At 70.0% G+C, this 15482-nt stretch carries 13 protein-coding genes; 5 read left to right on the top strand and 8 right to left on the bottom strand.

Features of this window, described 5'->3' with window-relative positions:
* Positions 1 to 19 precede the first annotated feature (19 nt).
* Positions 20 to 1354: an MFS transporter gene (locus tag OG285_RS08525; RefSeq protein ID WP_371790644.1), complete on the top strand. Its 1335-nt coding sequence runs from the start codon at positions 20 to 22 to the stop codon at positions 1352 to 1354.
* 76 nt (positions 1355 to 1430) lie between these two features.
* Positions 1431 to 2024 (top strand): TetR/AcrR family transcriptional regulator, encoded by a 594-nt coding sequence (locus OG285_RS08530; RefSeq protein ID WP_356826955.1) that lies wholly within the window; start codon positions 1431 to 1433, stop codon positions 2022 to 2024.
* Positions 2025 to 2153: 129 nt separating this feature from the next.
* On the opposite strand, the gene cynR is transcribed toward OG285_RS08530, so the two are convergent.
* Positions 2154 to 3062 (bottom strand): transcriptional regulator CynR, encoded by a 909-nt coding sequence (gene cynR, locus OG285_RS08535; RefSeq protein ID WP_371790645.1) that lies wholly within the window; start codon positions 3060 to 3062, stop codon positions 2154 to 2156.
* 124 nt (positions 3063 to 3186) lie between these two features.
* On the opposite strand from cynR, the gene OG285_RS08540 reads away from it, so the two are divergent.
* The 3 genes from OG285_RS08540 (at position 3187) to OG285_RS08550 (ending at position 4953) form a co-directional block, all read left to right on the top strand.
* Entirely contained in the window at positions 3187 to 3801 is a 615-nt protein-coding gene (locus tag OG285_RS08540) for a carbonic anhydrase (protein ID WP_371790646.1), read from the top strand.
* Positions 3802 to 3921: 120 nt separating this feature from the next.
* On the top strand, positions 3922 to 4392 hold the full coding sequence (gene cynS, locus OG285_RS08545) for a cyanase (RefSeq protein WP_356826958.1): 471 nt from the start codon (positions 3922 to 3924) through the stop codon (positions 4390 to 4392).
* Positions 4393 to 4452: 60 nt separating this feature from the next.
* Positions 4453 to 4953, top strand: coding sequence for a nucleoside deaminase (locus OG285_RS08550; RefSeq protein ID WP_356826959.1), 501 nt, complete (start codon positions 4453 to 4455; stop codon positions 4951 to 4953).
* Positions 4954 to 5092: 139 nt separating this feature from the next.
* Here OG285_RS08550 and OG285_RS08555 read toward each other — a convergent pair whose 3' ends face one another.
* From OG285_RS08555 to OG285_RS08585, 7 genes are all read right to left on the bottom strand, one after another.
* Positions 5093 to 5674: a TetR/AcrR family transcriptional regulator gene (locus tag OG285_RS08555; RefSeq protein ID WP_371790647.1), complete on the bottom strand. Its 582-nt coding sequence runs from the start codon at positions 5672 to 5674 to the stop codon at positions 5093 to 5095.
* 78 nt (positions 5675 to 5752) lie between these two features.
* Entirely contained in the window at positions 5753 to 7345 is a 1593-nt protein-coding gene (gene serA, locus OG285_RS08560) for a phosphoglycerate dehydrogenase (protein WP_356826961.1), read from the bottom strand.
* Between the two features lie 224 nt (positions 7346 to 7569).
* A complete protein-coding gene (gene ilvC / locus OG285_RS08565; RefSeq protein ID WP_356826962.1) occupies positions 7570 to 8571 on the bottom strand; it encodes a ketol-acid reductoisomerase in 1002 nt (333 codons plus the stop codon).
* A 130-nt stretch (positions 8572 to 8701) separates the two neighbouring features.
* Entirely contained in the window at positions 8702 to 9229 is a 528-nt protein-coding gene (gene ilvN / locus OG285_RS08570; protein ID WP_328319793.1) for an acetolactate synthase small subunit, read from the bottom strand.
* Positions 9230 to 9249: 20 nt separating this feature from the next.
* On the bottom strand, positions 9250 to 11136 hold the full coding sequence (locus tag OG285_RS08575; protein ID WP_356826963.1) for an acetolactate synthase large subunit: 1887 nt from the start codon (positions 11134 to 11136) through the stop codon (positions 9250 to 9252).
* Positions 11137 to 11352: 216 nt separating this feature from the next.
* Entirely contained in the window at positions 11353 to 14205 is a 2853-nt protein-coding gene (locus OG285_RS08580; protein ID WP_356827401.1) for an EAL domain-containing protein, read from the bottom strand.
* 298 nt (positions 14206 to 14503) lie between these two features.
* Entirely contained in the window at positions 14504 to 15442 is a 939-nt protein-coding gene (locus tag OG285_RS08585) for a 2-hydroxyacid dehydrogenase (RefSeq protein WP_356826964.1), read from the bottom strand.
* Positions 15443 to 15482: the final 40 nt, after the last annotated feature.

Consider the following 15482-nt stretch of genomic DNA (forward strand, 5'->3'; position numbering starts at 1 on the left):
ACTTCGGACGGGAATGGTCATGACGAATCACTCGGTCGTCCCGGCGTCCACACCGGCGCGCACCCCGGATGCGGCGCCCGCCGACGCCGGACCCCCTTCCGGATCCGACTCCGCTGCCGGGTCCACAGCCATATCAGCGCGGGGCCGGCGGCTCCCGCCGAACGTGGCGCTGTACGTACTCGCCTCGATCACCGTCTCGTTCCTGGCGGCCTCCAGCGCGCCGACCCCGCTCTACGCGGTCTACCAGGCCGAATGGGGCTTCGACCCGATCACCACCACCGTGGTCTTCGGCGTCTACGCGGTGGCCGTGCTGCTCGGGCTGCTCACCATGGGCAAGCTCTCCGACCACGTCGGCAGGCGGCCGGTGCTGCTGGCCGCGCTGGCGGCGCAAGGCGCCTCGATGGTCGTGTTCGCCACCTCCGAGGGCGTGTCGGGGCTGATGGTCGCCCGGATCGTCCAGGGACTGTCGACCGGCGCCGCGCTCGGCGCGATCGGGGCGGGGATGATGGACATCGACCGGCCACGCGGCACGATCACCAACGCGGTCGTCCCGGGCATCGGCACGGCGACCGGTGCACTGGTCTCCGGCCTCGTCGTCCAGTTCCTGCCCGCCCCCACGCATCTGGTCTATCTCGGGCTGCTGGCGGTCTTCGCCCTCCAGGCCGTCGGCGTCGCGCTGATGGCGGAGACGGTGACCCGAAAGCCGGGGGCGCTGGCCAGCCTGGCGCCGGAGATCAAGCTGCCGCGCGCCGTCCGCCGCCCGATGCTGGTGGCCGCGCCGGTGCTGTTCGCCGTCTGGGCGCTGGCCGGGCTGTACGGGTCGCTCGGTCCTTCGCTCGCACGGCAGTTGACGGGTTCCAGGTCCGAAGTACTCGGCGGACTCAGCCTGTTCGTGCTCGCCGGGGTGGCCGCCGTCTCGGTGCTGGTCCTGCGGAAGGCGGCGACCCGGACGGTGATGCTCACCGGCATCCTCGCGCTGATCGCCGGGGTGGCCCTCACCCTCGTCTCGATCCGCGGCTCCTCCCCCACCGGCTTCTTCGGCGGCACCGCCATCGCGGGCGTCGGCTTCGGCAGCGGGTTCCAGGGAGGCATCCGTACGGTGATGCCGCTGGCCCGGCCGCACGAGAGTTCCGGGGTGCTGTCACTGCTCTTCGTCGTCTCCTACCTGGGCATGGGGGTGCCCGCCGTGATCGCCGGGTTCCTCGTCGTCCACGCGGGCGGACTGACCGCAACCGCGCAGGAGTACGGCATCGCGGTGATCGTTCTCGCCGCTTTCGCGCTGCTCGGGCTGGCGCGCGGCGGCCGGGACAAGACGGCGGTCCTGCCGGGCGAGCGGGCCGGCGGCAACGCCTGAGGCGTGCCTCCGGCCGGGACTCGGTTGGGACGCGGCCGGGGCATAATGTACAGATCTGTCTGAAGGAGTGACCGTCATGGCGAGCGTCCGGAGCACCGCGAAGCCGTCGGCGCGTGAGCGTCTGCTCGCCGCCGCGAACGAGCTGTTCTACGCAGAAGGCGTGCAGAGCGTCGGGATCGACCGGGTCATCGAGCACGCGGGCGTGGCCAAGGCGTCGCTGTACAACACCTTCGGCGGCAAGGAGCAGCTCGTCCGGGCGTACCTCGACACACGGCACACGGGCACCGTCGACCGGATCACCCGGGCCGTCGCGGAGCGCGAGACGCCCCGCGAGCAGATGCTGGCGGTCTTCGAGTCCCAGGGGCGGCAGTTCGACCGGCCCGACTTCCACGGCTGCGCCTTCATCCGCGCCGGCGCCGAGGCCAGCCCCGGCGGGCTGGTCGAGGAAGCGGCGGACGCCTTCCGCGGCTGGATGCGCGAACTCTTCACCCGCCTCGCCACCGAGGCCGGCGCCGCCGACCCCGACGCCCTGGGCCACCAGCTCCAACTCCTCTACGACGGCGCCGGCATCTCCGCCCTGATGGACCACGACTCCGCGGTGGCCTCGGCCTCCCGCGCGGCGGCGGCCGCCCTGATCGCGGCGGCGACGGGTGCATCCACCGAGGCATGAACGGCGCCCGGTACGCACACGGGCCGGGACCGCGAGCCTGAACCACGAGGTGGGCCAAGGCTGCTGACGCAGCGTCAGCCGAGCGGTCCGGGCCAACGCACCGGGCCGTCGGCTCCGGTCGGGCCCCCATCAGGCCGGCGTGTAGCCGCGGGTGTGGAGGACCTGCTGGACGACGTCGGTGAAGGCACGGGACGCCGCGCTCCGGTAAGCGCTCTCCCGCCGGAGGAGGGCGACGGTCCGCTGGGGAAGGGGTGGTTCGAGGGGGATGGGACGCAGGTGCGGGTGGTCGTCGGTGATGGCATCGGGCAGGACGGTGGCCAGCGGGGTACGCCGGACGATCTCGGTGAGTGCCTGGATGGAGTTGGCCTCCACCACGATGCGGGGACTGACCCGCTCCTGGGTGAAGTAGGCGTCGATGTGCACGCGGGTGGCGAAGTCACCGCTGAGCAGGGCGAGATGACGCTCGGCGAGCGCTCCGACGGACAACGGCCGTGCGCGGCCCGCGTCATGGGGCCGGCCCGCGCCGACGACCAGGCTGAGGGTTTCGGTGAACAGGGCTGTCGCGGCGATACCGGGCAGGTGGGGGCCGTCGAAGGCGATACCGAGGTCGAGGTCGTCGGCGAGCAGCGCCGACTCGATGTGGTCCTGCGTCATCTCCCTTACGTCCAGAGCGATACCGGGGTGGCGGGTGTGCAGCTCGGCGATCAGCGGCCCGACCAGGTAGGCGGTGAAGGTCGGGGTCACCGCCAGGCGCAGGCTCCCCCGGGAGAGGTCCTGGACGTCGGCGACCGCACGTCCGGCTGCGGCCAGGTCACGCAGCGCGCGGCGGGCGTAGTGCTCGTACGCCTCGCCCGCGTCGGTGAGGCGTACGGCGCGGCCGGTGCGGTCCAGCAGCTGCACCCCCACACCGCGCTCCAGCTGCTTGATCTGCTGGGACAGGGTGGGCTGGGAGATCCGCAGCTCTTCGGCGGCGCGGGTGAAGCTGCCGTGCTCGGCCACGGCGAGCAGATAGCGCAGGTGACGCAGTTCCAGGGCCATACCACCGACTATAGATGCCACCAATAGGACTTATGGATATTACGTCTTGGACGCTATACCTCCAGGTCGTGCATGGTGGATCTGGTCAGGCCCACGGGCTCGGCATCCATCGAAGGGAGTGACCATGCACGACCTCACCGAGGGAGTCCGGCGCTTCAAGCGGGACATCTTTCCCCCCAGGGCGGAGCTCTTCGCCCACCTCGCAGGCCACCACCGGCCGGCGACGCTGTTCATCGGCTGTTCCGACGCCCGTGTCGTGCCGGAGCTGATCTGCGCCAGCGAACCGGGTGAGCTGTTCGTGATCCGCACCGCCGGGAATCTCGTTCCCGCCCACACCCCCGTCCGTGCCGACGGGATCGCGGCGAGCATCGAGTACGCCGTCGCGGTGCTGGGCGTGTCCGGCATCGTGGTGTGCGGGCACTCCGCCTGCGGCGCGATGACAGCCCTGGCCGAGGGACACGATCTGACCGGCACCCCCGCGGTCGCCGACTGGCTGCGGCACGCGGACACCGCCCGGGCCCGCGCCGCCACCCCGTCGACCGGGGGGACGGACCCCGTGGACGCGCTGATACGTACGAACGTGTTCACGCAGCTGGCGAACCTGGCCACCCACCCCTCGGTGGCCCGCGGCCTCGCCGCCGGGACGGTCACCCTGCACGGCTGGGTCTACGACATCGCCACGGGCGGCGTAGAAGAGCTCGATCCCGCGACCGGCCGCGGCAACGCCCTCGCGGCCTGAGCCGTGCCCTCCGATCCCCGTACACATCCCCGCGTCAGCGACGCGCCCGGGATCACCGCCCACCCGAGAATCCGCTGCGCTCCCGTCCGCGGGACGCAGCACACCGAGAGGAAACCCACCATGGTGCACGCACAGCTGGACCCCGCCGCCCGTCAGGCCCTGGCTCTGGTGGCCGTCGAGGCCAAGACCCGCAAGGACCTGTCCTGGCAGCAGATCGCCGACGCCGCCGGACTGTCGGCCGCTTTCACCACCGCCGCCGTTCTCGGCCAGCACGCCCTGCCGGAGGACGCCGCGAAGGCCGTCGCGGAGCTGCTGGGCCTGGACGACGACGCGGTGATGCTGCTGCAGACCATCCCGACCCGGGGCTCGATCCCCGGCGCCGTCCCGACGGACCCGACGATCTACCGCTTCTACGAGATGCTCCAGGTCTACGGCACCACGCTCAAGGCCCTGGTCCACGAGCAGTTCGGCGACGGCATCATCAGCGCGATCAACTTCAGGCTCGACGTGCAGAAGGTCGCCGACCCGGAGGGCGGCGAGCGCGCCGTCATCACCCTGGACGGCAAGTACCTGCCCACCAAGCCCTTCTGACCCGTCAGCCCCGCAGCCACACTCCGCCCCCCCCACTCCCCACTCCCTGGAGGAATCCCCATGGACTTCGCACAGCGCACCATCGACCTCGCCCGGCAGAACGTCGCCGAGGGCGGGCGGCCGTTCGCGACCGTCATCGTCAAGGACGGTGAAATCCTGGCCGAGAGCCCGAACAAGGTCGCCCAGACCAACGACCCGACGGCGCACGCCGAGGTTCTCGCCATCCGCGAGGCGTGCGTGAAGCTGGGCACCGAGCACCTGGCCGGCACCACCATCTACGTCCTGGCCCACCCCTGCCCGATGTGCCTGGGGGCGCTGTACTACTGCTCACCGGACGAGGTCGTCTTCCTCACCACCCGCGACGCGTACGAGCCCCACTACGTGGACGACCGCAAGTACTTCGAACTCGACAGCTTCTACGGCGAGTTCGCCAAGGACTACACGGAGCGCCGGCTGCCCATGCGCCACGAGGCGCATGACGGCGCCGTCGACGTGTACCGGTTCTGGCAGGAGCTGAACGGCGGCGAGCGCCGCGTGGCCGGGGCCCCCACCGCCGGCTGACGCCTCGGGAGTGGCCGAAGGGTGGCCGGGGGCCCGGCCCGCGAGACCAGGCCCCCGCCACCCGATGCAGGCCGGCCGACGCACGCCGTCCGAGCCCCGCCCGCCGAACGGGTGGGAGCAGCCCGCGCCCGCAGCACCGTCAGACGGGCCGGTCGTCTTCGAGGATCGCCCTGAGTCCGTCCGTGAGGTCCCGTGCGGAGGGCGCCGACTCCGGGTCCACCAGCCACTGGACCATCACCCCGGCGAGCAGCGCCTGGTAGACGAGTCCGGCCGTGCGGGCCTTCTCCGGGTCGGTCTTCCCGTCGATGCCCTGGAAGTTCTCGGCGAGTCCGGCACGGCCCTCCTGCTGTGGCCCGGCGATCGCCTTGCGCAGCTCGGGCTCGTCCTCGATGCGCGAGACGACTTCGAGCTGGAGCTTCCACAGCGCCCGGCTGGCCTCGTAGGAGCCGATGACCTTCCCCCACACCGCTTCGAAACGCTCGTACGGATCGGCGATGGCCGTGGGATCCACCCCGGAGTCCTCGCCGACGGTGTCGCCCCACTCCTCGGTCACCTTGAGGAAGGCCAGGTTGAGCAGCGCCTCCTTGGAACCGTAGTGGTAGCCGATGGAGGCCAGATTCGTACCGGAGGCGGCGACGATGTCGCGGGCGGTCGTCCGCGCGTACCCCTTCTCCAGCAGGCAGCTCTTGGCGCCTTCGAGCAGATCCTCACGATGTCCCATGACAGCAGCGTACCCGGCACGCAGACGCCTGTGTAAGACGTGTGTATACGGGCCGGGTACGGCGGTGACGTGCGGAAATCAGTCGGTCAGGTCAACCGAACGGGCCGAGGCGGCGCCGATCTCATCGGAGATCTCGGCCAGCACGGCCGGCGGCACGGTGTCGTCGACGGTCAGGACGACCAGCGCCTCGCCGCCCACGGCCGCCCGCGAGACCTGCATGCCGGCGATGTTCAGCCCGGCCTCGCCGAGGATCTTGCCGACGGCGCCGACCACACCGGGACGGTCGGCGTAGCGCAGCACGACCATGTGGTCGGAGAGCGCCACGTCCACGTCGTACTCCCCGACGGAGACGATCTTCTGGAGGTTCTTCGGTCCGGCCAGCGTGCCGGAGACCGAGACCTCCTCGCCGCCCGCGAGAGTTCCGCGGACGGTGACGACGTTGCGGTGGTCGGGCGACTCGGAGCTGGTCGTCAGACGGACCTCGACGCCGCGCTCCTGCGCGAAGAGCGGGGCGTTGACGTAGCTCACGGTCTCGTCCACGACGTCCTCGAACACGCCCTTGAGCGCGGAGAGTTCGAGCACCTTGACGTCGTGCTGGGTGATCTCGCCGTACACCTCGACGTCCAGCCGGGCCGCGACCTCGCCCGCCAGCGCGGTGAAGATCCGGCCGAGCTTCTCCGCGAGCGGCAGCCCCGGGCGCACGTCCTCGGCGATCACGCCGCCCTGGACGTTGACCGCGTCGGGGACGAGCTCACCGGCGAGCGCGAGGCGGACGGACTTGGCGACCGCCACACCCGCCTTCTCCTGTGCCTCGTCCGTGGAGGCGCCGAGGTGCGGGGTGCAGACGACCTGGTCGAACTGGAAGAGCGGGGAGTCCGTGCAGGGCTCCTTCGCGTACACGTCGAGACCGGCACCGGCGACGCGGCCCTCCTTGAGGGCGGAGGCGAGCGCCTCCTCGTCCACGATCCCGCCGCGCGCGGCGTTGACGATCCGGACGTGCGGCTGCACCTTGTGCAGCGCCTCGTCGCCGATCAGGCCGATCGTCTCGGGGGTCTTGGGGAGGTGGACGGTGATGAAGTCCGCCACTTCGAGCAGCTCGTCGAGCGAGAGCAGCTTGACGCCCATCTGGGCGGCGCGCGCGGGCTGTACGTAGGGGTCGAAGGCCACGATCTTCATGCCGAAGGCCGACATGCGCTGCGCGACCAGGACACCGATCCGGCCGAGGCCGACGACACCGAGGGTCTTCTCGCTCAGCTCGACGCCGGTGTACTTCGAGCGCTTCCACTCGCCGTTCTTGAGCGCGCTGTTGGCCTGCGGGATGTTGCGCGCGGTGGCGACCAGCAGACCGCAGGCGAGCTCGGCGGCGGTGACGATGTTGGAGGTCGGTGCGTTCACGACCATGACGCCGGCCTTGGTGGCGGCGGAGACGTCCACGTTGTCCAGCCCGACACCGGCACGGGCGACGATCTTCAGCTTCTTGGCGGCGGCGACGGCCTCGGCATCGACCTTGGTGGCCGAGCGGACCAGGATCGCGTCCACGTCGGCGATGGCGGGCAGCAGCTCCGCGCGGTCGGCTCCGTTGCAGTGCCGGACCTCGAAGTCCGGGCCCAGCGCGTCCACTGTGGCGGGCGACAGCTCTTCAGCGATGAGTACGACAGGTTTCGAGCTCACGTTAGACCTCACAAGTCCGTTGCGGACGGCCGTCCCGACGGCCGCAGGCGGAGGGGCTGGGGCGCGTGGAAGACGCACGACGCTGTGGGCCTGACGCGTATGTTCTGAGCAGTGTAGTGGCGTTGCGGCCCACTTATTCCGCCAGTGCGGAAGGATCACCCGTACGTGGTTGGCCACGGTGGACAGGGGGCCGTCCGGTGCGGAAGGCCCCCTGTCCTCAAGGCTTACGCCTCGTCGTTGTCGACCCAGCTCATGAGCTTCCGGAGCTCCTTGCCGGTGGTCTCCAGCAGGTGGTTCTCGTCGGCCTTCTTGTACTCGTTGTACTTCTTCAGACCGCCGTGGTACTCGTCCATCCAGTTCTTGGCGAACGTACCGTCCTGGATCTCACCGAGGATCTTCTTCATCTCGACCTTGGTCTGGTCGGTGATGATGCGCGGGCCGCTGACGTAGTCGCCCCACTCGGCGGTCTCGGAGATCGACCAGCGCATCTTCTCCAGGCCGCCCTCGTACATGAGGTCCACGATCAGCTTGAGCTCGTGGAGGCACTCGAAGTACGCGATCTCCGGCTGGTAACCGGCCTCGGTCAGCGTCTCGAAGCCCGCCTTGACCAGCGCGGCGGTGCCACCGCAGAGCACGGCCTGCTCGCCGAAGAGGTCGGTCTCGGTCTCCTCGGTGAAGGTCGTCTTGATGACGCCGGCGCGGGTGCCGCCGATGCCCTTCGCGTACGAGAGCGCCAGCGCCAGGCCCTTGCCCGACGCGTCCTGCTCGACGGCCACGATGCACGGAACGCCGCGGCCCTCCTCGTACTGACGGCGGACCAGGTGGCCCGGGCCCTTCGGGGCGACCATGCAGACGTCGACACCGGCCGGCGGCTTGATGAAGTCGAAGCGGATGTTCAGACCGTGGCCGAAGAACAGCGCGTCGCCGTCCTTCAGGTTGCCCTTGATGGACTCCTCGTAGACCTGGGCCTGGATCGGGTCCGGAACGAGGATCATGATGACGTCGGCCTCGGCGGACGCCTCGGCGGGGGTCACCACGCGCAGGCCCTGCTCCTCGGCCTTGGCCTTGGACTTGGAGCCCTCGTGCAGACCGACACGGACGTCGACACCCGAGTCACGCAGCGACAGCGCGTGGGCGTGGCCCTGGCTGCCGTATCCGATGACTGCGACCTTGCGGCCCTGGATGATCGACAGGTCGGCATCGTCGTCGTAGAAAAGCTCGGCCACTGGGATATCTCCTTGGTGTGCAGGTGTTACGGCCCACCGTACGGGGGGCGGGGAAGGGAAGGTTTCCGGGTCTCGCCATGCGAGCGGCCGGGCACCGCGTGATCCTCCGGAAGGCGCGGTGCCGGACGGCTCAGGCGCTGCGATCGAGCGCCCGCAGGCTGCGGTCGGTGATGGAGCGCGCGCCGCGGCCTATGGCGATCGACCCGGACTGGACGAGTTCCTTGATGCCGTACTGCTCCAGCATCTTGAGCATCGCGTCCAGCTTGTCGGTTCCGCCGGTGGCCTCGATGGTCACGGCCTCCGGTGAGACGTCCACGGTCTTGGCGCGGAACAGCTGGACGATCTCGACGATCTGGGAGCGCGTCTCGTTGTCGGCGCGGACCTTGACCAGGACGAGCTCGCGCTGGATCGCAGCGCCGGGCTCGAGTTCGACGATCTTCAGGACGTTGACCAGCTTGTTGAGCTGCTTCGTCACCTGCTCCAGCGGCAGGTCGTCGACACTCACCACAATCGTGATGCGGGAGATGTCGGGGTGTTCGGTGACGCCCACGGCGAGCGAGTCGATGTTGAAGCCGCGGCGGGAGAACAGGGCGGCGATCCGGGCGAGGATGCCCGGCGTGTTCTCGACCAGGACGGAGAGCGTGTGCTTGGTGGACATGTCGTCGGTCTCTCTCTGTCTCAGTTCTCTTCGCTGTCGCCGAAGTCGGGGCGGACGCCGCGGGCGGCCATCACCTCGTCGTTGGAGGTACCGGCGGCCACCATGGGCCAGACCATCGCGTCCTCGTGGACGATGAAGTCGACCACGACCGGGCGGTCGTTGATCGCGTTCGCCTCGGCGATGACCTTGTCCAGGTCCTCCGGGCGCTCACAGCGCAGCGCCACACAGCCCATGGCCTCGGACAGCTTCACGAAGTCGGGGATCCGGGTCCCGCCGCTGCCCTTGCCGTCCGTCGCGACGCCGTCGGCCTCGGGGCCGGAGTGCAGCACGGTGTTGGAGTAGCGCTGGTTGTAGAAGAGGGTCTGCCACTGGCGGACCATCCCGAGCGCGCCGTTGTTGATGATCGCGACCTTGATCGGGATGTTGTTGAGCGCACAGGTGGTCAGTTCCTGATTGGTCATCTGGAAGCAGCCGTCGCCGTCGATCGCCCAGACCATCCGGTCCGGCATACCCGCCTTGGCGCCCATCGCGGCCGGGACCGCGTAGCCCATCGTGCCGGCGCCGCCGGAGTTCAGCCAGGTGGCGGGGTGCTCGTACTGGATGAAGTGCGAGGCCCACATCTGGTGCTGTCCGACGCCTGCCGCGAAGATCGTGTCCCCGTCGGCGGCCTGCCCGATGCGCTCGATGACCTGCTGCGGCGAGAGGCTGCCGTCCACGGGCAGGTCGTAGCCCAGCGGGTAGGTGTCGCGCCAGCGGTTGAGGTCCGTCCACCAGTCCGCGTAGCGCTTCTGGGCGGCCGGGCCCATGGTGCCCTCGGTGTGCTCGGCCTGGACGGCCTGGACCAGATCGGCGATGACCTCGCGGGCGTCTCCGACGATCGGGACGTCCACCAGGCGGTTCTTGCCGATCTCGGCCGGGTCGATGTCCGCGTGGATGATCTTGGCATCCGGAGCGAAGCTGTCCAGCTTGCCGGTGACGCGGTCGTCGAAGCGGGTACCGAGCGCGATCAGCAGATCGGACTTCTGCAGTGCGGTGACCGCGGTCACCGCACCGTGCATCCCGGGCATGCCCACGTGCTGCGGGTGGCTGTCGGGGAACGCGCCGAGCGCCATCAGCGTGGTGGTGACCGGTGCCCCGGTCAGCTCGGCGAGCACCTTGAGCTCCGCGGTGGCGTGTGCCTTGATGACACCGCCGCCGACGTACAGCACCGGGCGCTTGGACTGCGCGATGAGCCTGGCGGCCTCACGGATCTGCTTGGCGTGCGGCTTGGTGACCGGCCGGTAGCCGGGCAGTTCCTGCTGCGGGGGCCAGGAGAACGTGGTCTGCGCCTGCAGCGCGTCCTTGGCGATGTCCACCAGCACCGGACCGGGCCGGCCGGTCGAGGCGACGTGGAACGCCTCGGCGATCACCCTCGGGATGTCGGCCGGGTCGGTCACCAGCCAGTTGTGCTTGGTGATCGGCATCGTGATGCCGCAGATGTCCGCCTCCTGGAAGGCGTCCGTACCGATCGAGGCGGAAGCCACCTGACCCGTGATCGCGACCAGCGGGACCGAGTCCATGTGAGCGTCGGCGATCGGCGTGACCAGGTTGGTGGCGCCCGGCCCCGACGTGGCCATGCAGACGCCGACCTTGCCGGTGGCCTGCGCATAGCCGGTCGCCGCGTGGCCCGCGCCCTGCTCGTGCCTGACCAGGATGTGACGCACCCGGGTGGAGTCCATCATCGGGTCGTACGCCGGGAGGATCGCACCGCCGGGAATGCCGAATACCGTGTCGGCCCCGACTTCCTCAAGAGAACGGATGAGGGACTGCGCGCCCGTGACGTGCTCGACGGTGGCGGACGACGGTCCGCCGTTACGGGCCCGCGGCTGCGGGTGGTGGGCCCCGGTGGCCTGCTCGGTCATCGGCATTCTCTTCTCGAAGCTGAGGGTTTTTGCGGGGATTTTCGCGGTGTTCCGGTGGTGCTGGTGCAACAAAAAACCCCCCGTGCCGTGAGGCAAGCGAGGGGAGCGCGTCGGGGGCGTTGAGCGGAGCTGGTGAGGAGCTCTGCTTCAGCCGACGCGCTTTCCAAGTACGAGAATTCGGGTGGTCATGGCACTGACCCTCCTCCCGGCCCCCGGTGACTGTCAAGTGGGTGGGACTGCCGTCTCATTATCTGAACCGGCGAAGGACCGTGTTCCGAGCAGTACCGGCCTGGCCGCGCCGCTCGGCAGGGGGAAGCGAGAACGGCTCAGGGAGCGGCGCAGCCGGTACTCGTCCAGCGGCCCGGAGAAGGCCATGCCCTGCCCGTGCGTACACCCCATCGCGCGCAGCGCCGTCACCTGTTCGGGTAAGTCGACCCCGTCCGCCACCGACTGCATGCCCAGATCGCAGGCGATGCGCAGCAGCCCGCTGGTGATCTTGTGCAGCCGTGCCGATTCCACGACGCCCTCGACCAGTCCGCGGTCCAGTTTGAGTACGTCGACGGGCAGCCGCCGCAGTGCGTTTATCGCGGCGTAGCCCCGGCCGAATCCATCCAGGGCGATCCGGACACCGAGCCTGCGCAGGACCATCAGACGGCGCTCCAGCTCCTCGATGGCGATCCGCGGGTCACTGTCGGCGATCTCGATGACCAGCGCGCCGGAGGGCAGCCCGTGCCGGGCGAGGAGCGCCTCGATGGATCCGAGCGGCATGGACCTGTCCAGCAGTCTGCGGGCGGAGAGACGTACGGCCACCGGCACCTGGTGTCCGGCGCCGCCGCGGTCGGCGGCCTGCTCGACGGCCTCTTCGAGCAGCCAGCGGCCGAGCTCACCGGTGCGGGCGCCCTCGGCCATCTCCCCGGTCTCCTGGACCTGGAGGAACTCCGCCGGAGTGAAGAGGATGCCCTGCGTCGACCGCCAGCGGGCCTGGGCGGCGACGGCGGCGATGCGGCCGGTCGTGAGATTCACCACGGGCTGGTGCAGCAGGGCGAATTCGCCGTCGTCCAGCGCGGTACGGAGCCGGGCTGTCAGCTCGGATCGGCGGACGACCTCGGCCTGCATCTGCGGCGCGTACAGCTCGACGCGGTTCTTGCCGCCGGCCTTCGCCCGGTACATGGCGAGGTCGGCGTTGCGCATCAGATCGGTCGGGGTGACGCCCGACTCGGCGAAGGCGACACCGATGGAGGCCGCGACCCGCACCTCACTGCCCTCGATCCGGTACGGCTCGGAGAGCCGCAGCCGCAGCCGGTCGGCGATCTCGTGGACCTGGCACTCGCGGGCGGGCTGGTCCTGGCCGCCGTTGCCGATGATCAGGGCCGCGAACTCGTCGCCGCCGAGCCGGGCAGCCGTGTCGGCGGCCCGGACCGACTCCTGGAGACGTCGGGCGGCCTGGATCAGCAGCTCGTCCCCGGCCTGGTGGCCGATGGTGTCGTTCACCGCCTTGAAGCCGTCCAGGTCGATGAAGAGCACCGCCGTCCCGTGGTCCGTGGCCCTGCGCCCGACGAGCGCCTTGCGGACCCGGTCGGTGAAGAGCGCGCGGTTGGGCAGATCGGTGAGCGGGTCGTGCTCGGCGTTGTGCTGCAACTGGGCCTGGAGCCTGACCCGTTCGGTCACGTCCCTGCTGTTGAAGATCAGGCCGCCCTGGTGCCGGTTGACCGTGGATTCGACATTGAGCCAGTCGCCCGTGCCGGATCTGAAGCGGCACTCGATACGGGTGGTGGGCTCGGCGGCGGGTGAGGCGGCCAGAAACCGCCGTACCTCGTGGACCACCCGCCCCAGATCCTCGGAGTGGATGAGGGAGGCGAGCTCGGAGCCGATCAGCTCTTCGGCGTCCCGCCCGTAGACACCGGAGGCCGCGGGGCTGACGTACCGCAGGATGCCGGTGGGAGCGGCGATCATGATGACATCGCTGGACCCCTGCACCAGGGAGCGGAAGTGGTTCTCCTTCTGGGCCAGTTCATGGGTGAGCGCGATGTTGTCGACGAGCATGATGCCCTGCCGCACGACCAGGGCGAGCACGACCGTGCAGCCGGTGAAGACGACCACCCGGTCCACTCTGCGGCCGTCGATCACGTTGTCGAGGATGCCGAGGGTGCAGACGGCCGCGGCGAGATACGGCGTGAGGGCGGCCAGCGATCCCGCGATCGGACGGCTGGGGCGGCCCGGCTGGCGGATTCCCCGCGGCTCGGGCACCGGGTCGGCGCCGGTGAATCCGGTGGCTCCCAGCCGCGCGGCCCAGGGGGCGTAGGCGAGGAGCAGCGACCCGGCGAACCAGCCGGCGTCCAGCAGCTGGCCCGAGTGGTAGCTCGCGCGCAGCAGCGGCGAGGTGAACAGGGCGTCGGACAGGACGGTCAGGGCGAGCCCGGCGATGGCGGTGTTGATCGCGGAGCGGTTGGCGTTGGACCTGCGGAAGTGCAGGGCGAGCACCATGGACACCAGGACGATGTCGAGAAGCGGGTAGGCGAGCGAAAGGGCCGCGTGGGCCACGCTCTCGTGCCTGCCTTCCAGCCGCGTGGTGTGCGCGAGCGCGAGGCTCCAGGAGAGCGTCAGCAGCGAGCCGCCGATGAGCCAGGCGTCCAGTGCCAGGCAGACCCAGCCGGCCCGGGTGACCGGCCGCTTGGCGAGCACCAGCAGGCCCACGATGGCGGGGGGCGCGAAGCAGAGGAAGAAGAGATCGGCGAGGGAGGGGCTGGGCACCGGGACCCGCAGGATGACCTCGTACCAGCCCCATACCGCGTTTCCGCAGGACGCCATCGCGGAGGAGGCCGAGAACAGCAGCCAGGCGGGCCGAAACCTGATCTCCCGGGTACGCGCGTAGAAGAAGCAGGAGACCGCTGCCAGCGCCGCGGCGAAACTCAGGCCGAAGTCACCCATCACGAGCGCCAGTTGTTTGGAGCCCCAGTCGAACGCCGAACCGACCGCGTATCCTCCGCACACCACGGCGAGGAGAAGCTGGGAGAGCAGACCCACCGGGCCGCCGGAGACCGGCTGCCGGGCGAGCAGCGCCCCCGACGCGCTCACCGCTCCTCCCCCGGAGCCGCCGACCGCGGCATCGACCGGCGCGGGCCGGATCTGTACAGCGCGGTCCGCCGGGAACTCCGTCGATGGCCCCGCCGCGTCAACTGGTTCGTCCATTGGCCGTGCATCGCCCGTCGCCCCCTTGGAATCTGTACGCTCCCCCGCACCGTGACCTTGCGCGGCGGAGCCCCCAACCGGACGATACACCAGTACCGTCACTCAGGGACATAGCGTCTCTACGCTCCGTTACGGGCAGAAGAGTTGTGGACACGCAGCGCGTCAACATGCCTTCAAAACGTTCCTATTCGGTCGTCAGGACGACATTCTGCAGCTGCTCACCCGCGGCGAACCGGGTCAGCTGCGCCACCAGCAACCGCCTGGCGCGCGGCATGAACGCCGAGGTGGGACCGCCGACGTGGGGGCTTATGAGGCAGCCGGGCGCGTGCCACAGCGGGTGCCCCGCGGGAAGTGGTTCGGGGTCGGTGACGTCGAGCGCCGCCAGCAGCCGTTCCGACTCCAGCTCACCGAGGAGCGCCTTCGTGTCGACAACGGGGCCGCGCGCGACGTTCACCAGCAGGGCACCGTCCTTCATCCCCGCCAGGAACTCCGCGTCCGCCAGCCCCCTGGTCTGCTCGGTGAGCGGCGTGGAGAGAACGACGACGTCCGCTTCCGGCAGCAGTTCGGGCAGATCGGTGAATGCGTGCACCGGACCGCGCTCCGTGGTGCGTGAGGAGCGCGCGACGCGCGCCACCCGCGCGCATTCGAAGGGAGCGAGCCGGTCCTCGATGGCGGCACCGATCGACCCGTATCCGACGATCAGTACGGTCTTGTCCGCGAGCGCCGGACGGAAACCGGACCGCCACTCCTCACGCTGCTGACCGCGCACGAAGTCCGGTATGCCGCGCAGCGAGGCCAGTATCAGAGTGAGGGCGAGCTCGGCGGTCGATGCCTCGTGCACCCCGCGCGCGTTGCAGAGCCGCACGCCCGCGTGGAGACCGTCAAGTCCCGGACGTACGTTGTCGACCCCGGCCGAGAGGGTCTGCACGACACGCAGGTTCGTCATCGCGCCGAGGGGCCGCAGGGCGACCTCCGTGCCCTGCATGTAGGGGACCACGTAGTAGGCGCAGTCAGCGGGATCCGAGGGGTATTGCGGACCGCCGTTCCAGAAGCGGTAACGAAGGCCGTCGGGCAGCCCGTCGACCTCGCCGGGCGGGAAGGGGAGCCACACATCAGCAGTCATGACCTGGAGGTTAGTTTGGGGGACGGGAAGAGGGAGGATG

The sequence above is a fragment of the Streptomyces sp. NBC_01471 genome, assembly GCF_041438865.1.
Classification (GTDB): domain Bacteria; phylum Actinomycetota; class Actinomycetes; order Streptomycetales; family Streptomycetaceae; genus Streptomyces.